The sequence below is a fragment of the Streptomyces sp. NPDC001920 genome (genome assembly GCF_053594495.1).
Window position 1 is genome coordinate 70817 of record NZ_JBSFEP010000028.1, and the last position, 17759, is coordinate 88575.

Consider the following 17759-nt stretch of genomic DNA (forward strand, 5'->3'; position numbering starts at 1 on the left):
GTCGGTCAGCGGATCCGCTCCAGCACCACCTGGAGGTCCTCGAAGGCGTAGGCCCAGTTGTGGCACTTGAAGCTGCGCAGATCCGTGATCGCGCTGCCGCAGCCGTGGCACATCAGCCCGTCGATGGCCTCGGGCGCCTCGGTGTTCACGTACTTCTGGTCGCCCAGGATCACTTCCGCGATCATGGCTGGGTCATGCGTCCGGGTCAGTGCCGACGACACGATGTCCAGCCAGCTCGGTTCGCGGCCGCATGATCCGCATGCGCGCGAGTCGCCGCTCACCCAGAGCGGAGCCCCGATGGTCCCGGCCTCCATGCCAAGGAGCTCCTCGACCTTGCGTACGTCCTCCGCCCTGGTGGTCCAGCGGTGGCGGCCGGGCAGCGCGGCCGGCGAGTCGTAGACGGCCTGGAACACCGCGTCGCTCACCCGACGGGTTTCACGCTGTGTGGTCATGGTGACTGCCTTTCAACCGGGTCGTTCGGGGCTCCTTGCGGCACGGCCCCGTACGGCCCGGTGCCATGCCGATGGCGTTCCTTTCGTCTGCTTACTGACCACCGCGTCGCCGGTTCGCACGCGACCACACCGGAATTCCTCCGAGAGGACCGCCGCGGCACGCCCCTGGTGGACATGGCACCTCGCCGACGGACACCCGGCGCGGAGCGACGCCACCCGTCCCGGAACGCACGAAGGCCCCACCCGAAGGTGGGGCCTGTCGGCCAGGAGGGCGGGGTCAGGCGTGAGCGTGGCCCCGCCGGTGGCCGCGACCGTGCCCGCGGTTGGTGAAGACCCGGTACAGCGCGAGGAGAATGACGGATCCGACGATCGCCGCGATCCAGGTGGACAGATCGAAGAAGCCGTCGATCGAGTCGACACCGAAGATCACCTTGCCGAGGAAGCCGCCGAGCAGACCTCCGGCTATGCCGATGAGCATGGTGACAATGATTCCGCCCGGGTCCCTGCCCGGCATGAGCGCCTTGGCAATTGCCCCGGCGAGCAGACCGATGACTATCCACGCAATGATGCCCATGACAAGTCTCCCTTGCTTTCGGTTCGCCGGACGTGTTTCCACATAAGGGGCTGCCAAACTGCGCAGTGGAGCCGGCGGGCTTTGCCACTGTCCCTCGTGCGCGAGCTTGAGCCCGACTACGACAGCAGCGGGAGCGAACCAGGCGCGGGGCCGCGGCGCCGCAGCAAGCTGTCGACGGTGCCGATGCCGTCGCCGGTGGCGCGGCCCGTCGGACCGGCGCCCCGTGCGTCGCTGGACGCGGGCCCCAACGCGCAGCCGGGCCCGCCCCGTTCCTCCGTATGATCTTTCCGTGATGCGACGGGGAGGGCGGACAGTGGCGGGAAGCAGTCGGCGCGGCCGGAGGAAGAACGCGGACGGCGAGGAGGGCGAGGGCTGCTGCGCGGCCACGCTCGACACGCTGGCGCATCCCTGCTGCTGCGGTGGTGTGGGGGCGCAGGCCGCCATGCTGCTGGCCGTCCTGCGCCCCTCGCTCGTGGCCGGCGGCCACGGGCCGGACCCCGCCGCGCCCCCACCGGGCGGGAGGGTGGCCGCCGCCATGTACCGGTCCGTACGGCACTACCGCGTCACGGTCAGCCCGGCCCGCCCGGCGTGCTGCCCGTACACTCCGAGCTGCTCCACCTACGCGGTGCAGGCGCTCCACCGCCACGGCGCCCTGCGCGGCGGCCGGCTGATCCTGGCGCGCCTGCTGCGGTGCCGGCCGGGGGCGGCTCTGCGCCGGAATTTCCGCGATCCGGTGCCACCTGGTCGCGGCTGACCACCCCGCCCCGGCTGCCCAATCGTCTCCTGCGGCTGTGCCTCGCCCGTACCGGCGCGGGTGCGGCACAGGCTCTCAGGGCAGGAGGGCGGCGGCTTGCGAGCCGATCACGTCCCAGGCTGCGGGCGGGAGTTCGCCCAGGGCCGTCCCCCGCAGTGCGGGGAGAGTATCGGCGCAGTCGGTGCCCGTGGCCGTCGCGCTCAGTACTTCATAGCCGTCGCGGACGGCGACCCGGAAGGTACGCAGCCCGTCGCCGGCGGCGTGGACCGCCGAAGCGACCACGAGGGGCGGCGGCCCGGACGCCTCAGCGGGCAGCTTGGTGAACGTGCTGGCGATCGGCTCGGGCCAGCGGAGGCTGAGCAGGAGCGCACGCTTGGCCACCACCTCCGACAGATCCGTCTCGCGGACGCCTTCGGGTTCCAGCACCGTGGCGCCGGCGTCCAGGACGAGGGCAGCGGGCAGCAGGCAGCGAAGGGCACTGCCGACGAGGTTGCCGCCGACCGTGGCGCTGCGGCGTACGGCACCGGTGCCCACCTGGGCGGCGGCCAGGCGCAGGGCGTCCGGCATCCGCTCGTCCAACTGATGCAGCACCACGGCGCCGCCCACGGCGCCGCGTTCCAGGACGTTGGCCTCCGGCAGCTCACGCAGTGACATGGCCAGGGCCGGGAAGCCTTCCCGCTGCCAGGTGGCCCACAGCAGGGTCGCCCCACCGATGGGCACAGCCCCCTCGGCCAGACACTCCTGCGCATCGGACACGGATGTGGGGAGACGCAACAGCACAGTGACACCCTGCCTTCCTCAAGAGCCGGACGGGCAGCACATGGTGGTTTTCAGCCACCCGTCTCGCAGTAAGACAATCGTTCCGACGGGGGGCGCATGAAGGGCTCACATGAGCACGGAACCCGGGTGGCGCATCAGCCATGCCGCAGGAGCCTTGTGGCTCCGCCCGTCATCAGGGGCCAGGGAACCGCAGGGCGTTCGCCCAGAGCCGGGTCACCGTCGACACCAGCTCCTCGAAGTCCACCGGCCTGCCTTCTTCCAGCGGTTCGCCGAGTACGAAGGCGTTGTACGCCATGACGCTGACCATGCCCGACAGCGCACGGGAGGCCAGCATCGGATCGACCTCGCGGTCCGCGACACCCCGCGCCTGCAGATCGGCGATGCCGCGGGCGTTGCGGCGGACGAACGCGTCGGCGCGTCGGCTGCGGAACCTGCGGAACTCCGGTTCCACCTGCGCGACCTGCTCGAGCAGCGCCATCAGCTTGGCGTTGCGCCGATAGGCCTGGAGATACGCGCGGTTGCTGGCCTGGAGCACCGCATACGGGTCGTCGGCGTCCTCCACCCGGGCCATGCCGGGGTGCATCATGTCCTCCTGCGCCTCCAGCAGGACGGCGGCGAGTACCTCTTCCTTGTTGGTGAAGTAGGTGTAGAACGAGCCCGCCGCGCACCGGGCCTCTTTCGTGATGTCGGTCAGGCGGGCGTCCAGATAGCCGTCCCGTTCGAACACCTTGCGGGCCGCCTTCACCAAAGCGGCCCGTGTCCGCGCTCCGCGCTGCGTCGCGGGCGGCTCGCGAAGGAGTGACAGGGGCGCCACGGGGGGTGCCTGCTCGTCGTCGGTGTCCTCGGGCGCGGTGCTGTCCATCGCGGTGACTGTACTTGAATCCGAGGCCGTCATCACCTGCTGCGTAGGTGGAAGAAGAGCTGCTCAGTGAGGGCGGGTACGGTGACCGGGCGGCCCGCTGATTCCGAAGCGTCCGGCGAGTTGGCGGCGGGTCTCGGCGGCGCTGCTGTGCAGGACGCCCCGGATGCCGATCCGAGCGGCTCCGTCGAGGTTCTGCTGCAAGTCGTCGATCATGACGGCCTCTTCGGGGCCCACGCCGAGACGTTCGCACGCGAGCGCGTAGATCCGCCGGGACGGCTTGCGGATGCCGACCTCGGCGGAGATGACGATCACGTCGGCGACGGCCGCGAGGTCGACACCGTCGTAGGTGCCGGTGCCGAACGAGTTGGACACCAGTGCGACGGGGTGGCCGGCGGCTCGGAGATCACCGAGCAGCGCGAGCATCTCCTGGTCGATCGACATCCCCGCCTGCATCCGGGCCGTCAGTCCTTCGGCCGGTACCTCGGCGCCGTGCACCCGGAGCCGTTCGGCGAATCCCCGTTCGAAGGCTTCGGTGCCGATACGGCCGCACTCGTGGTCGGCCAAGAGGGTGCGCGACGGCTGGTCCCGGCGCAGGAGGTCCAGTGGCAGGCGCGGATCGACGCCGAGGGAGGCGCCGAAGTCGGTGAACGCCCGCAACACACTGGAGGTGATCACTCCACCGAAGTCGACCAGGACCGCGCTTCGGGCCTCTGCAACCGTGTGCGGCACGGTGACCACACCTCTCTCTCGTGATCGGCTCACCGCCACCCCGTACGAGGCAGCGGTGCTTGCTCCGGAACCGGTTCCGTAGGGGTGAGGCCGGACTCAGGCGACCTCGAACAGTCCGGCCGCGCCCATGCCACCACCGACGCACATCGAGATCACGACATACCGAACACCGCGCCGCTTGCCCTCGATGAGGGCGTGCCCCACCAGGCGGGCACCGGTCATTCCGTAGGGATGACCGACCGCGATCGCGCCGCCGTCGACGTTGAACCGCTCAGGGTCGATGTGCAGTTCGTCGCGGCAGTACAACGCCTGGGAGGCGAAGGCCTCGTTGAGCTCCCACAGACCGATGTCGTCGACGGTGAGCTGGTGCTGCTTCAGCAGCTTCGGGATGGCGAGCACCGGGCCGATGCCCATCTCGTCCGGGGCGCAACCGGCGACCGCCATGCCGCGATAGATGCCCAGGGGGTGCAGTCCGCGGCGCTCGGCCTCTGTCGCCTCCATCAGCACCGACGCCGATGCCCCGTCCGACAGCTGCGAGGAGTTGCCCGCCGTCACGCTGGAGCGCGCGCTCACCCGACCGTCGGGCAGGACCGGCGCGAGCCCGGCCAGACCTTCGAGGGTCGTCGACGCACGGTTGCCCTCGTCCCGCGTCAGGGTCACCTCCTCGTCCCGTACCGCCCCGGACTGCTTGTCGGTCACCTTCTTGACGCTCTCGAGCGCGACGATCTCCTGGTCGAACCGGCCGGCTTCCTGGGCCGCCGCGGTGCGCTGCTGGGACAGCAGGGCGAACTCGTCCTGGCGTTCGCGGCTGACGCCGTACCGTTCCGCGACGATCTCCGCGGTCTGCAGCATCGGCATGTAGATGCTCGGCTTGTGCTCGACGAGCCAGGGATCGGTCATGCGGTGGGTGTTCATGTGCTCGTTCTGCACCAGGGAGATCGACTCCACGCCGCCGCCGACGGCGACCTGCATGCCGTCGGCGACGATCTGCTTGGCTGCCGTCGCGATCGCCATCAGACCCGACGAGCACTGCCGGTCGATCGACATCCCCGGCACGGTGTCCGGAAGTCCGGCACGCAGGGCGGCCTGACGCGCGACGTTGAATCCGGAGGCCCCCTGCTGCACGGCGCAACCGAAGATCACATCCTCGACCTCGCCTCCCTCGAGTCCCGCGCGCCGTACGGCGTGGGAGAGGGCGTGGGCGGCGAGTTCCTGCGCCTGGGTGTCGTTGAACGCGCCGCGGTAGGCCTTTCCGATCGGCGTGCGTGCCGTCGAAACGATGACTGCTTCCCTCAATGTCGCCTCACTGTTTCCAGGGGTGGCCCGGGTCGTCCCTGGGCCGGGGCCGGGAGTGCGTTTTCCGTGAGCCGACGGGAGCCGACTTCCGGATGGTTATAGTTGAATCCGACGTCAGGTTCAACAGCCTGGCTCACCGGACCCGGCTCCCCCCACCCCCTCCAGCGAGCGCCGGCTACGCGGGTCCGCACCACTCGCGGTCTTGACAGTGCACCCCCCTGCCGAGAGTCTACCGACCAGTCGGTATGAAGGGGTGGACCGCGTGACCGAGCTGAGCATCACCACCGGTGCGGGCGTGTTCGATGCGATCACGGCAGGGCCGCCGGAGGGCCGCCCGGTGCTGCTGCTGCACGGCTTCCCACAGACCGGGCTGGTCTGGCGGCGCCAGATCGCGGCATTGGCCGCCCACGGCCACCGGGTCGTGGCGCCCGACCAGCGCGGGTACTCCCCCGGAGCCCGCCCGCAGCGGCCCGAGGACTATCGCATGGACCTTCTCGTCGGGGACGTCCTCGCGATCACGGAGGCACTGGGCTGGGCGGCGTTCGACCTCGTGGGCCACGACTGGGGCGGCGCGGTGGCCTGGTGGACCGCCGATGCCCACCCTGAGCGCGTACGCACCCTGACCGTCGTCTCGACGCCTCATCCCGGCGCACTGGCGACCGCCCTGCGCACCGACGACGATCAGCGCGAGCGTTCGCAGTACATGATCGACTGGCGTGAGACGCCCGCCACCGAGCAGCGCATGCTGGCCCACGACGCGCGAGAACTGCGCGCCGCCTTCGCCGGCAGGGTCCCGCAGGACAGTGCCGACGCCTACGTCCGGCACCTGTCCCGGCCAGGTGCTCTCACCGCCGCGTTGAACTGGTACCGGGCCGGCCGCCCCGACGGCACGATCGGCGCCATCGACGTGCCCACGCTGTATGTCTGGAGCACGCAGGACAGCGCGTTCGGCGCGGCGGCCGCACATGAGACCGGGCGGCGGGTCAAGGGGCCGTACCGCTTCGAGACCTTGCACGACGTCAGCCACTGGGTGCCCGAGGAGGCTCCCGACACCCTGAGCCGCATGCTGCTCGAACACCTGCGAGAGCACGGCGAGTTCCCGGCCGCGGCGCGTACTCCCCGTTCTGCGACTCCCGACAGAGGTGACTCATGAAGGCAGCGCGCGCGGCCTGGCGCGGACTCGAACCGGTACACGGGATGATCTACTTCGTCCCCGAGGCAAGGCGACGGTACGCGGAGCTGGGACTGAGCGGACGTGCCGGGTACTTCACCTCCCGCAGCGCCGCGTTCGGCCGCGCATCCGTCGAGTTGGTGGTCTCGACCTTCTACAACTTCAACCCCGACCTCGTACGGCGGGCGCTGGACGGGGCCTGGGACGGGACGACACCGCAGCACGTGCTGGACGCCCGGTACGCGGCGGCGGACGAGGCCCTGCGACGGGCGGGACTCCACGAGCTTCCCGCCCTGGACGAGGTCGTGGCGCTGACCCGCCGGGCCGCCGAGAGTGCCTGCGAACATGCGCAGGGCCGCGCGCTCTTCGCCGCGCACGCCGCGCTGCCCTGGCCCCAGGAGCCGGTACTGCGTCTGTGGCACGCCCAGACGCTGCTCAGGGAGTTCCGGGGGGACGGCCATGTCGCGTGCCTGCTGAGCGAGGGCGTCGGGGGGCTGGAAGCCCTGATCCTGCACGCCGCCACCGGGGAGGTGCCCGTCGACTTCCTCAGGGCGAGCCGCGCCTGGCCCGAGGCGGAGTGGGCCGGTGCCCAGGAGCGGCTGCGCGAGCGGGGCCTGCTGGACGGCGACTTGCTCAGTCCGGACGGTGTCGCGTTGCGGCGCCACATCGAGGACCGTACGGACCGTCTGGCCCTTCCCGCCTACGCCGCTCTGGGCGAAGCCGGCTGCGAGCGTCTCGCCCGACTCGCGAGCGCCTTCGGCCGGGCCGTGGTCGAAGCCGGCCTGCTCAGGTTGCGCTGATCCGGCCACCTCCCTTCCGGCGGTACCGTGGGCACTGCGCCCGCTGCCGGGTCGTACCGACTCGGCTTCGGTACGCCGGCGAAAGCGGTCGACCGCGGTCAGGACGTACGGCAGCGACGGTGGCGACGGGTGCCCTCGCCGGGGTTCAGGGACGAGGCTCGGCCGAGGCGGTGGCAGCCGGTTCCGGGACCGGGACCACCGGCCGGGCCGGCACGAAGCGGGAGACCGCCGGGGACGTGACCGCCGTGGTGATCAGGGCCACCAGGACCAGCATGGTGAACAGTTCGGGGCCGATCACGCCGAGTTCCAGGCCGATGGACAGCACCACGAGTTCCGTCAGGCCCCGGCAGTTCATCAGGGCGCCGATCGACATGGCCTGCCGCCACGGCTGCCCGCAGGCCCGGGCGGCGCCCGCCGCCCCGCCCCACTTGCCGAGCACCGCGACCGCCAGCAGCGCCCCGGTCCACAGCCACTGCACCGGGTCGGCGGCCAGGGTCCCGATCTCGGTGCTGAGCCCGGTGTGCACGAAGAACAGCGGCAGCAGCACCGGCACCACCACGGCGCGCAGCCGGGCGGCCGACGCCTCGATACGGCGGTGGCCGCGCGGGGTGACCACGCCGAACAGGAACGCGCCGAACAGCGTGTGCACCCCGATGAGGTCGGTCGCCAGCGCGGAGACGCTCAGCCCGCTGAACAGCAGGACCATCACGGCCCCGTCGCTCGCGCGGTCCACCCGCCCCCGGGCCAACCGGGCGAGCAGGGGGCGCACCACCAGCAGCATGGCGGCACCGAAGGCGACGGTGAACCCTGCCGCGGTCAGCGCGTCGAGCGGGGAGCCCGCCGTGCTGAACGCGACCACCAACGCCAGCAGACACCAGGCGATCACGTCGTCGACCGCCGCGCAGGCCATCGCCAGGGCGCCGAGCGGAGTCCCGTACAGGCCGCGGTCGACCAGGATCCGGGCCAGCACCGGGAAGGCGGTGATGGCCATGGCCACCGCGACGAACAGCATGAACGGTGTGAACTCGACGCCGTCGGGGGCCAGGTGGCCGTACAGCGGGAAGGCGAGCAGCGCGCCCATGCCCAGCGGGAGCAGGATGCCGGCCTGGCTGACGGCGACGGCGGTGCGTGAGTTGCCGCGCAGCGCGCCCAGGTCGAGCTCCAGACCGACGAGGAACATGAACGCGAGCAGGCCGAGCTGGCCGAGCACCGAGGTGTACGGCAGGACGGACTCGGGGAACAGCCAGTGCTGCGCCTCGGGCCAGAGCCAGCCGAGCAGGGACGGTCCGAGGACGATGCCCATGGTGATCTCACCGATCACGGGTGGCTGGCCGAGGCGTCTGAGCAGGCCGGCGCCGGCCTGGCAGGCGAGGACGGCGGCGGGAACGGCGACGAGCAGGGCGGGCATGGCCTCACCTGCGGACACGGGCGGCTCCTTCGGCCGGGACGGAACGGGTCGGGAGCGGCAGCGCGGCCGGCGGGGGGCCGGACGTGGCGGCGGACCACTCGGCGTAGCGGCGCAGGCCGTACAGGAGGGGTTGTGCGGTCGGGCGCACGCTGATGCGGCAGGCCTGTGCGAAGACGGCCGTGTGGTCGCCGAAGGCGGCGCTCTCCACGACGGTGCAGTCGGCTATGGCATGGGCGGACGAGGTCAGGTGCGGGCCGCCGGCGCCGAGCGGCAGCCGCCAGCCGACGCGGTCGAAGCGGTCGGGCGCTCCGGAGGCGAAGAGGTCGGAGGTCGAACGGGCCTGCTCGTGCAGCAGGTTGACGGCGAACTGACCCTGGTCGAGGAGGGCCCGCAGGGTCGGGCTCGCCGTGCGCACGCACACCACCAGGGTGGGCGGGTCCAGGGCGACGCTCGTCATCGAGCTGCACGTCATGCCGCGGGGCAGACCGTCGGCGTCGAGGGCGGTGACGACGCTGACGCCGGAGGGGAAGGCGGCCATGAAGGGCCGCAGGTCCGTGGCCCGGGGTGCGGCGCGGTCCGCGGCGGCGGCCGTTTCGTTGCGGTCGCCGCCCGGGGTGTCCGGGTGTCGAGCGGAGTTGGGCATGTCTGACTCCCTGTGGAGGACGATGCAGTGCGGCCCGGCACCCGGATGACTGCGCCGGGCGCCGGGCCGTGGGAGCGGCGGCGGAAGCCGGAGCGGCCCGGGGGGTGACCGCCGGTTTCCGCGCCGGAGTGCTGCGGTGCCGGTGAGATGCGAGGGAGGGGACGCTGGGCCGCGCCCGGCCCCGGCCCGCCGCTACCCGTGCAGTCGCTTGAGGTACTCGTAGGCGGTGGGCAGCGTCTCCAGCAGGTTCTGCTGCTGGCGCTTGACCGTCTCGAACAGCGGCTCGGCGGCAGCCACCGACTCCGGCTTGTACGCCAGGGCCGGCAGGGGCGCGTCGGGCTCCAGGCCCAGGCCCGCGAAGATGCAGTAGTAGCTGCCGTTGGTCCAGAAGTTGCGGAACTCGGCCTCGAAGTTGCCGTAGTACGTCGACTCGTCGGTGATCGGCGAGTTGATGGGCAGTCCCGCCCGGTAGGCGGAGATCTTGCGCTGGATGTTCTCGGGCAGGGTCAGCTTCTTGTTGGCCTGCCAGAACGGGGTGTCGTTGCGGGGCGCGTAGAAGAAGTGGGCCTGGATGAAGTCGCGGGTGTCGTCGAACATCACCTCGATCTCGTTGTTGAAGCTGTCGATCAGGCCCTGGTTGAAGGTCGTGTCGGGGAAGTGCTTGGCCAGCTGGTAGATCGCCGCGGTGATGAAGTAGATGCCGGTCGACTCCAGCGGCTCCAGGAAGCAGGACGACAGGCCGATGCTGACGACGTTCTTCACCCAGGCGCGCCGGTTGCGGCCGACCCGGAAGCGGATGTGGTTGAACGCCGTCGTCTCGGGGTCGAGGCCCCACATCGCCGCGAACTCGGCGGTGGCCTCGTCCTTCTCGGTGAACTTGCTGGAGTACACGTAGCCGGTGCCGAACCGCCCCAGCATGGGGATCTTCCAGGCCCAGCCGGACGACATCGCGATGGCCGAGGTGTACGGCTCCACGCCGCCGGCCTCGTCGTCGTGCGGGACGGCGGTGGCGACCGCGCTGTCGCACAGCAGGTGGTCGCTCATGTCGATGAACGGCTCGGCCATCGCCTTGTTGATCAGCAGCCCGCGGAAGCCGGAGCAGTCGACGAACAGGTCGGCGTCGAGTTCCTGGCCGCCGCGGGTGCGCAGCGCGGTGACGTAGCCGCGGGCGTCCTGGCGGACCTCCGTCATCTCGTCCTGGACGTGGTGGACGCCCTGCTTCTCGGTGGCGAAGCGGCGCAGGAAGTCGGCGACGAGCTGGGCGTCGAAGTGCCAGGCGTAGCGGGTGGCGGAGCGGCCGTCGAGCCAGCGCGGCGCCTTCATCGCGTCCATGATCGGGGGCTCGCGGAAGCAGGCGTAGTCGAAGGGCTCCGTGGTGCTGCCCTCGTACTTGCGCTTGAACCAGTAGTGCGACAGCGGCGTCTGGTCGTAGTCGGGCAGCAGACCGAACGGGTGGTAGAAGTGGTCGGGCCGGCCGTCGGGCAGCTCCCGGGCGGTGGCCTCGCCCGTGCCCTCGGTGCGCCAGTTCACGAAGCGCACCGCCATCTTGAAGCTGGCGTTGCACTCGCGCATCCACTCGTCCTCGGCGATGCCGAGGTAGTCGAAGAAGGCACGCTGCAGGTTGGGCACCGTCGCCTCGCCGACCCCGATCCGCGGAATCGCCGGGGCTTCCAGCACGGTGATGTCGACGGTGCCCTGGAGGGCCTTGCCGAGATACGCGGCGGTCATCCAGCCCGCCGTGCCACCGCCCAGGATGACGACCTTCTTCAGTCGGGTGTCGGTGCTGGTCATGGAGCAGCCCTCATTTCGGAGTCGGGAGTCACGGCCGGAAGCCGAGGAGCTGGGGAGGGGCGACGTGCGGTGGGGGGACCGGGCTGGGGCCGGCCGTGTCCGGACCGGGGCCGTCCACCGCCGGTGGCGGCGGCCCGGGCCATCGGAGACTCAGTCTGGGGAGCGGCTCTATGACGGACCTACAGCAGCGGGATCCGGCCGATATAGGGCGCGTGTAGAGCCGGGGAACAGACTCGCCGCAGGCAGAACGGCATACGACGGCCCCCGGGAGGACGCGATGACGACCGCGGTGACCGGAATCGCACGGCAGGCGGTACGCATCCGCTTCTTCGGCGACTTCGAACTGACCGTGAACGGCGCCCCGGTGCGGCGCTGGCGGGCCGGCAAGGCGCGCGGGCTGTTCCAGTTCCTGGTGATCCACCGCGGTCAGACCCTCACCCGCGAGCGGCTGTACGAGGCGCTGTGGCCGGGCTCCGACCGCTGTGCCGGGGACAGCTCGCTGAAGGTGGCCGCGCACGCGCTGCGCCGGGTCCTGGACGCGCACCCCGACAGCCCGTGCGCATCGGGGATCAGGCTGTCCTACCGCGACTTCGGCTACGTCCTGGATGTCGCCGACCTCTGGTCGGACGTGGACCGTTTCCGGGAGCTGGTGCACAGCGGGCTCCGGGCCGCCGGCGCCGGCGACCGGGGTGCCGCCCGCGAACGGCTGCGGTCCGCCGTGGCGCTGTACGCGGGGGAGTTCCTGCGCGGCGAGAGCGCGGACTGGGTGGTGGAGCAGCGCGAGTACCTGCGGTCGCTGGCGTTGCGCGCGCTGGAGGTGCTGCGCGCGGACGCCGTCGAGCGCGAGGACTTTCCCGAGCTCATCGAGGTCTGCCGCAGCACCCTCGGCATCGACCGGCACCACGAGGAGACGTACCGGGCGCTGATGACGGCGCACGGCAAGCTCGGCGAACACGCCTGCGTGCGCCGCTGGTACGACCTGTGCGCGCGTCGCCTGCGCGAGGACCTCGCGGTGGCGCCGTCCCGGGAGACCGACCGGCTGCTGCAAGCGATCCTGCCCGTCGCTCTGCCGCCCGCGACGGTGCCCGCCGAGCACTCGGCCCGAGTGCCCGCCGCGCCCGGCTGGTCCGCCACGGGACTGCGCCCGCGCCCCTTACGCCGCGCCCGGCCCGACGCCCGTGGCGGCGCCCGGCCCGGCGTCCTCGCGGACGTCGTCCGGCACGACCCTCGTGGCGACGCCCCGTCCGAGCTTCTTGGCGACGCCCGGTCCGACCTTCGTGGCGACGCCCGGTCCGACCTTCGTGGCGACGCCCGGCCCGCGCCTCGTGGCGACGCCCGGCCCGCGCCTCGTGGCGACGCCCGGCCCGCGGTCCTCCCTGCCGCCCGGTCCGACGCCCGCGGCGGCGGCCGACGCGACGTCGGTGACGGTGCGCCTGTCGGCACTCGGCCCGAGGCCGGTGCCGGTGCCCGTCCCGAGGTTCGCGCCGGGGTCCGGCCCGGTGACCGCGCTGCGGCCCGATTCGAGGTCCCTACCGGCCTGCGGCCCGAAGGCCGTAGTGGTAGCCGTACCGACGCGCGGCCCGAAGTCGGTACCGGTGGCCGCACCGACGCCCGGCCCGAAGGCCGTAGCGGTATCGGTCCCGAGACCCGGCGCGAAGCCCGTACCGGTATCGGTGCCGACGCCCGGCCCCCGGTCGGTCCCGCCACCCGGCCGCCCGAGAACCGCCACGGCGTCCCACCCGAAGCACGCGCCACCGCCTTCGGCCCGGCGGACACCGCGAGTCGCGCCGCCGCTGCCCGCGCCGACACCCGTCCCGCACCCCGTCTCACCGGTCCGGCGGTCGGCCCCTGGGCCGTCGCCCCCCGTCCCGGGCCGGCCCCGGGGCTCGTCCCGCCTCCGCGCATACCGTGACCGAGCGACCCAGTGAGGAACCACCGTGACCGTGCTGACCGAGCCGCAGGGCTCCGCCGTACCGACGGCCGAGCCGTCCCCGGGCGCTGTGCCGCCCCGCTACGACGACCACTTCATCGGGGGCCGCTGGACGACGTCCGACGCCGATCGCCGGCTGGTCGTCACCGACCCCAGCACCGAAGCGCCGCTCGCCGCGGTGCCCGCGGGGACCACCCGCGACGCCGACCTGGCCGTACGCGCCGCCGCCACCGCCTTCCCCGGCTGGTCCGTCACCCCCGCCCGGGAGCGGGCGGCCCTGTTGCGGAGGGTGGTCGAGGGGCTGGAGCGCAACGCCACCCGGTTCGCCGGGATCATCACGGCCGAGGTGGGGGCGCCGTCGCGGATGGCGCTGCAGACCCACGTCGGCCTGGCCGTCGGCATGGCGGCGCACTGCGTGGAGACCGCCGTGTCCTACGGGTTCGAGCAGCGGGTCGGCCACTCCCTGGTGGTCCGTGAGGCCGCCGGTGTCGCCGCGTGCATCACCCCGTGGAACGTGCCCCTGCTGCTGACCGTGCAGAAGCTGCTGCCCGCCCTCGCGGCCGGCTGCACCGTCGTGCACAAGCCGAGCGAACTGACACCGCTGCACGCCAGGCTCCTCGCCGAGGTGTTCGCGGAGGCCGATCTGCCGCCCGGCGTGGTCAACATGGTCGTCGGCACCGGTGACACCGTCGGCACGGCGCTCGTCACCCACCCGCTGGTCGATGTGGTGTCGCTGACCGGGTCCACCCGCGCCGGACGCCGGGTCGCTGCCCTGGGCGCCGACGGCGTCAAGCGGATCCACCTCGAACTCGGCGGCAAGAACGCCTCCTTGGTCCTGCCCGACGCCGACCTGCACGCGGCGGTGGGCGCCACCGTCGACCAGGTGCTGTTCAACACGGGCCAGACGTGTCTGCAGTGGAGCCGGCTGCTGGTCCCCCGGGACCGCCAGGACGAGGCGGTGGAGCTGGCCGGACGGATCATGGACGGGTACGTCACGGGCGACCCCCGCGATCCCGCGACCGACCTGGGCCCGCTGGTGTCGGCCGCCGCTCACGCGCGGGTCACCGACTACATCGCGCGGGGCGCGTCCGAGGGCGGCGCCCGTCTGACGCACGGCGGTACCGGCCGCCCCGCCGGTCTCGACACCGGCTACTACGTCCGGCCGACCGTCTTCGCCGACGTCGACCCGCTGACGACGATCGGCCAGGAGGAGATCTTCGGGCCGGTGCTGTCCGTCATCCCGTACGACGACGAGGACGAGGCGGTCCGGATCGTCAACGGCACCCGGTACGGGCTGCACGGCGCGGTCTGGTCCGGTGACGACGGCCGGGCCGAGCGCGTCGCACGCCGGTTCCGTACCGGCCTGGTCGACGTCAACGGCGGGTCGTTCAACCCGGCGGCGCCGTTCGGCGGTTTCAAGCAGTCCGGCATCGGCCGGGAGTGCGGGACCGCCGGGTTGGAGGCCTTCCTGGAGACCAAGTCGATGCAGCTGCCGCAGCGCGGCGGGGGCGGCGGACCGGTGGTCGGCCCGCGCCTGCGCGGCACCGCTCCGGCCTCGGCACCCCCGGCGGCCGCGACGGCCGCACCCACCGCTGTCCCCGACGAGGAGAGGAACGACGGATGACGGCCCAGCACGCCGGTTCCGTACCGGCCCCGCGGCCCGCCCACGGGCCGTCGGGGGGAACTGTCCCCCCGCTGTTCGCCGCGCTGGCGCGCTGGACCCGTGAGCAGCCGGACGCGCCCGCCGTGGCGGCCGAGGACGGCACCCTCACCTACGCGGATCTCACCGCGCGCACCGCCGCCACCGCGGCGGCGCTGGCCGCCGCCGGCGCCGGGCCCGAGAGCGCCGTCGGACTGCTCCTCGGGCGTTCCCGCGAGAGCGTGCCCGCGCTCCTCGCGGTGTGGAGCCTGGGTGCCACGGCCGTGCCGCTGGATCCGGGCCATCCGGTGGAGCGGCTCGCTTCGGTCCTGCTGGACGCCCAGGCTTCGCTGCTGGTCGCCGCCGACGTCCCCGAGGGGCTCGACCTCGCGGGCATCCGCACGGTCTGCCCGGCCGACGCCGGAAGCGGGAAGCTCGCCGTGACCGCCCCCGCGCCCGACACATGCGCGTACGTCATCTACACGTCCGGCACCACGGGCCGCCCCAAGGGCGTCGAGGTCACCTACCGCGGCCTGGACACCTTCCTCGGCGCGCTGGCCGCAGTGGGCCTGCCGTCCGGTGGTCTCGGCCTCAACGCCGTCTCGCCCGCCTTCGACGGCTGGCTGTGGTGCACGCTGCTCTACCTCGTCCACGGTCAGGGCGTCGCCCTCGTGGACCTGTCCCTGGACGGACTGCGCCGCGCCGACGCACAGGGCCGCGAGCCGCTGCCCGCGGGCCTGCGCACGGCCTCCCTGACCCCGTCGCTGCTGGCCGCCCACGGCGGCGCGCTCGACGAGGCGGAGGTGGTCGTCGTGGCCGGCGAGACCTGCCCGGCGGCGCTCGCCGCGCGCTACGCCCGGGGCCGGCGGCTGCTGAACGTGTACGGGCCGACGGAGGCCACGATCGCGGCGACCTGGGCCGACAGCGAACGGGGGGACGACGTGAGCAGCATCGGACGGCCGTTGCCCGACTACCGGGCGTACGTCCTGGACGACGACCTGCGCCCGGTGCCCGCGGGGACCGAGGGCGAGCTCTATCTCGGCGGGCCTGCCGTGGCCCGGGGCTACCGCAACCGCGCGGGCCTGACCGCCGCCCGGTTCCTGCCCGACCCGTTCCAGGGCGGCGGGGCGCGGATGTACCGCACCGGGGACGTGGTGGTCCGGCTGGCGAGCGGCGAGCTGGAGTACCGGGGGCGGCGTGACGACCAGGTCAAGGTGCGGGGCCACCGCGTCGAACTGGGCGAGGTGGAGCGGATCGCCGCGGAGGTGCCCGGCGTGGTCGCCGCGGCCTGCTGCCCGCTCGCCTCGGGCCAGTCGCTGGGCCTGGCGGTCGTCGCCGCCCCGGACGCGGGTACCTCCGAGCGGCTGGCCGCCGAGGTCGCCGCCCACTGCGCCGCGCTGCTGCCGCAGGCGGCGGTGCCCGCCACGGTCCGGGTGGTGGACCGTATCCCCACGCTGGGCACCGGCAAGGCGGACCGTGCGGCGCTCGCCGCCGGGTTCACCGCACCGGCTCGGGCACCCGAGCCGGCGGCCGGCACGGCGCGGGAACGCGCGGTGATGGCGGTCTGGGCCGAGGTACTGGAGTGCGAGGTCCCCGGGCCGGACGCCGACTTCTTCGAGCTGGGCGGCCATTCCCTGGCAGCCGCCCGGGTCGTGGCGGAGCTGCGCCGGGTCACCGGTCTGCCGCTCACGCTCGGCAAGCTGCTCGCCCGGCCCACGGTCGGGGACCTCGCCGCCGAACTGGACCGGCTTGCCGCGGCCGGCGAGGCCGCCGGACCCGTCCTCGGAAGCGGATCCGCGGCGGCCGAGCCCGTCCTCGCAGCCGAGGGGGCCTGACGCCATGGGCCGCTGGCTCTCCACCTGGCCGTCCGGTCCCGACGACGAGGCGCTCCCGGCGCTGCTGTGCCTGCCGCCCGCCGGCGCGGGCTGCCAGCAGTTCCGCGCCTGGACGCCGGCCCTCGCCGGCATCGGGCAGGTGTACGGCGCGCAGCTGCCGGGCCGTGAGAACCGCTGGCGCGAGCCGATGCCGCAGACGTTCGGTGAGGCCGTCGAGGCGATCGCCGACGAGTTGCGGCCGGTCGTCGCGGGCGGACGCCCTCTGGTCGTCTTCGGCCACAGCTTCGGCGGGCTCCTCGGCTACGAGGTCGCCCGCCGGGTGCGGCCCGCCGCGCTGGTGGTCAGTGCCTGCCGGGCGCCCGGCCACTGGGACGGCGCCGGGCGGGGCATCGTCGAGGACGACGACGAGCTGGACAAGCTGTTCGACACCGCCGGCCTCGACCCCTCCTTCCTCGACGAGGACACCCGCGCGCTGATGGTCGCGATGCTCCGCAAGGACGCGGTGCTGTCGCTGAGTTACACCCACTCCCCCGGCATCGCGCTGTCCTTCCCCGTGCACACCTGGCGAGCCACGGGCGACGACACCGTCAGTGAGGAGGACCTGGCCGGGTGGGCCGCGGTCACCACGGGCGCCTTCCACGTCCACCGCGTCCGGGGCGGCCACCACGCCGTGCTGCGCCGCCCGGAGGCGCTCCTGGAGCACCTGGCGGGACTGCTGCGGCACGCCGCCGCGGCACCGGCCGGCACTACCTGACGCCACGTCACATCACAGCAAATCCAGCGTCACGTGACATCACGTCATGTCACGAACCAGCCCGCAGGGCCACCCCTGCCCGAGACCCGTGTGCCCGAGCCCCAAGCCCACACGACCGAGCCCGGAGGACGTCGTGCCCACCATTTATCAGGTCCTCGTCAACCACGAGGAGCAGTACGCGCTGTATCCCGTGGCACGCGAGCTGCCCGACGGCTGGACGCCGACCGGGTTCAGCGGCACCGAGGACGAGTGCGTCGCCCATGTGGACGCCCGCTGGAGCGACACCCGCCCGCGCAGCGTGCGTACCGCGGCCATCGCGGCCCGGGGCGGGGGCAGTTGAG

The 17759-nt window shown here is 72.9% G+C and carries 18 protein-coding genes; 9 read left to right on the forward strand and 9 right to left on the reverse strand.

Annotated features, from left to right (window positions below):
• Positions 1-5: 5 nt before the first annotated feature.
• Positions 6-452, reverse strand: coding sequence for a hypothetical protein (locus ACWCPI_RS35105; protein WP_451042005.1), 447 nt, complete (start codon positions 450-452; stop codon positions 6-8).
• A gap of 277 nt (positions 453-729) precedes the next feature.
• Entirely contained in the window at positions 730-1026 is a 297-nt protein-coding gene (locus tag ACWCPI_RS35110; protein WP_388796464.1) for a GlsB/YeaQ/YmgE family stress response membrane protein, read from the reverse strand.
• Positions 1027-1122: 96 nt separating this feature from the next.
• Between ACWCPI_RS35110 and ACWCPI_RS35115 the strand changes: the two genes are divergently transcribed.
• Together ACWCPI_RS35115 and yidD are read left to right on the forward strand one after the other, a co-directional pair.
• Positions 1123-1308: a hypothetical protein gene (locus ACWCPI_RS35115; protein WP_451042006.1), complete on the forward strand. Its 186-nt coding sequence runs from the start codon at positions 1123-1125 to the stop codon at positions 1306-1308.
• 31 nt (positions 1309-1339) lie between these two features.
• Positions 1340-1780, forward strand: coding sequence for a membrane protein insertion efficiency factor YidD (gene yidD, locus ACWCPI_RS35120; protein WP_451042007.1), 441 nt, complete (start codon positions 1340-1342; stop codon positions 1778-1780).
• 75 nt (positions 1781-1855) lie between these two features.
• On the opposite strand, the gene ACWCPI_RS35125 is transcribed toward yidD, so the two are convergent.
• From ACWCPI_RS35125 to ACWCPI_RS35140, 4 genes are all read right to left on the reverse strand, one after another.
• The gene (locus tag ACWCPI_RS35125) at positions 1856-2560 is read right to left on the reverse strand and encodes an FAD binding domain-containing protein (protein ID WP_451042008.1); all 705 of its coding nucleotides are present in this window, start codon (positions 2558-2560) and stop codon (positions 1856-1858) included.
• 172 nt (positions 2561-2732) lie between these two features.
• Positions 2733-3422, reverse strand: a complete 690-nt coding sequence (locus ACWCPI_RS35130; RefSeq protein WP_451042009.1) for a TetR/AcrR family transcriptional regulator — start codon at positions 3420-3422, stop codon at positions 2733-2735.
• 63 nt (positions 3423-3485) lie between these two features.
• Positions 3486-4151: an HAD family hydrolase gene (locus tag ACWCPI_RS35135; protein WP_451042010.1), complete on the reverse strand. Its 666-nt coding sequence runs from the start codon at positions 4149-4151 to the stop codon at positions 3486-3488.
• Positions 4152-4247: 96 nt separating this feature from the next.
• Positions 4248-5447, reverse strand: coding sequence for an acetyl-CoA C-acyltransferase (locus ACWCPI_RS35140; protein ID WP_451042011.1), 1200 nt, complete (start codon positions 5445-5447; stop codon positions 4248-4250).
• Between the two features lie 262 nt (positions 5448-5709).
• Here ACWCPI_RS35140 and ACWCPI_RS35145 point away from each other — a divergent pair, with 262 nt between their 5' ends.
• Complete coding sequence (locus ACWCPI_RS35145; RefSeq protein ID WP_451042012.1) at positions 5710-6600, forward strand: alpha/beta fold hydrolase; 891 nt, start codon at positions 5710-5712, stop codon at positions 6598-6600.
• Positions 6597-7418, forward strand: a complete 822-nt coding sequence (locus ACWCPI_RS35150) for an SCO6745 family protein (RefSeq protein WP_451042013.1) — start codon at positions 6597-6599, stop codon at positions 7416-7418. Before ACWCPI_RS35145 ends, ACWCPI_RS35150 begins: the two co-directional genes overlap by 4 nt.
• A gap of 145 nt (positions 7419-7563) precedes the next feature.
• Here the strand turns inward: ACWCPI_RS35150 and ACWCPI_RS35155 are convergent, their stop codons facing one another.
• The 3 genes from ACWCPI_RS35155 to ACWCPI_RS35165 form a co-directional block, all read right to left on the reverse strand.
• Complete coding sequence (locus tag ACWCPI_RS35155; protein ID WP_451042014.1) at positions 7564-8844, reverse strand: cation:proton antiporter domain-containing protein; 1281 nt, start codon at positions 8842-8844, stop codon at positions 7564-7566.
• Complete coding sequence (locus tag ACWCPI_RS35160; protein ID WP_451042015.1) at positions 8831-9469, reverse strand: flavin reductase family protein; 639 nt, start codon at positions 9467-9469, stop codon at positions 8831-8833. The genes ACWCPI_RS35155 and ACWCPI_RS35160 overlap by 14 nt, the downstream gene beginning before the upstream one ends.
• A 192-nt stretch (positions 9470-9661) precedes the next feature.
• The gene (locus ACWCPI_RS35165) at positions 9662-11260 is read right to left on the reverse strand and encodes a tryptophan halogenase family protein (protein WP_451042016.1); all 1599 of its coding nucleotides are present in this window, start codon (positions 11258-11260) and stop codon (positions 9662-9664) included.
• A gap of 277 nt (positions 11261-11537) precedes the next feature.
• Here ACWCPI_RS35165 and ACWCPI_RS35170 point away from each other — a divergent pair, with 277 nt between their 5' ends.
• The 5 genes from ACWCPI_RS35170 to ACWCPI_RS35190 all read left to right on the forward strand — a co-directional run bounded on the left by ACWCPI_RS35170 (position 11538) and on the right by ACWCPI_RS35190 (position 17758).
• On the forward strand, positions 11538-13172 hold the full coding sequence (locus tag ACWCPI_RS35170; RefSeq protein ID WP_451042017.1) for a BTAD domain-containing putative transcriptional regulator: 1635 nt from the start codon (positions 11538-11540) through the stop codon (positions 13170-13172).
• 88 nt (positions 13173-13260) lie between these two features.
• Positions 13261-14814 (forward strand): aldehyde dehydrogenase family protein, encoded by a 1554-nt coding sequence (locus tag ACWCPI_RS35175; RefSeq protein ID WP_451042035.1) that lies wholly within the window; start codon positions 13261-13263, stop codon positions 14812-14814.
• The gene (locus tag ACWCPI_RS35180; RefSeq protein WP_451042018.1) at positions 14811-16664 is read left to right on the forward strand and encodes a non-ribosomal peptide synthetase; all 1854 of its coding nucleotides are present in this window, start codon (positions 14811-14813) and stop codon (positions 16662-16664) included. Before ACWCPI_RS35175 ends, ACWCPI_RS35180 begins: the two co-directional genes overlap by 4 nt.
• Before the next feature lie 4 nt (positions 16665-16668).
• Positions 16669-17418: a thioesterase II family protein gene (locus ACWCPI_RS35185; protein WP_451042019.1), complete on the forward strand. Its 750-nt coding sequence runs from the start codon at positions 16669-16671 to the stop codon at positions 17416-17418.
• A gap of 133 nt (positions 17419-17551) precedes the next feature.
• Complete coding sequence (locus tag ACWCPI_RS35190; RefSeq protein ID WP_451042020.1) at positions 17552-17758, forward strand: MbtH family protein; 207 nt, start codon at positions 17552-17554, stop codon at positions 17756-17758.
• Position 17759: the final 1 nt, after the last annotated feature.

Bases quoted from the DNA above. Each gene is read 5' to 3' on its own strand.
- ACWCPI_RS35105 (WP_451042005.1), bottom strand. From the start codon at position 452: ATGACCACACAGCGTGAAACCCGTCGGGTGAGCGACGCGGTGTTCCAG.
- ACWCPI_RS35110 (WP_388796464.1), bottom strand. From the start codon at position 1,026: ATGGGCATCATTGCGTGGATAGTCATCGGTCTGCTCGCCGGGGCAATT.
- ACWCPI_RS35130 (WP_451042009.1), bottom strand. From the start codon at position 3,422: ATGGACAGCACCGCGCCCGAGGACACCGACGACGAGCAGGCACCCCCC.
- ACWCPI_RS35150 (WP_451042013.1), top strand. From the start codon at position 6,597: ATGAAGGCAGCGCGCGCGGCCTGGCGCGGACTCGAACCGGTACACGGG.
- ACWCPI_RS35160 (WP_451042015.1), bottom strand. From the start codon at position 9,469: ATGCCCAACTCCGCTCGACACCCGGACACCCCGGGCGGCGACCGCAAC.
- ACWCPI_RS35165 (WP_451042016.1), bottom strand. From the start codon at position 11,260: ATGACCAGCACCGACACCCGACTGAAGAAGGTCGTCATCCTGGGCGGT.
- ACWCPI_RS35170 (WP_451042017.1), top strand. From the start codon at position 11,538: ATGACGACCGCGGTGACCGGAATCGCACGGCAGGCGGTACGCATCCGC.
- ACWCPI_RS35180 (WP_451042018.1), top strand. From the start codon at position 14,811: ATGACGGCCCAGCACGCCGGTTCCGTACCGGCCCCGCGGCCCGCCCAC.
- ACWCPI_RS35185 (WP_451042019.1), top strand. From the start codon at position 16,669: ATGGGCCGCTGGCTCTCCACCTGGCCGTCCGGTCCCGACGACGAGGCG.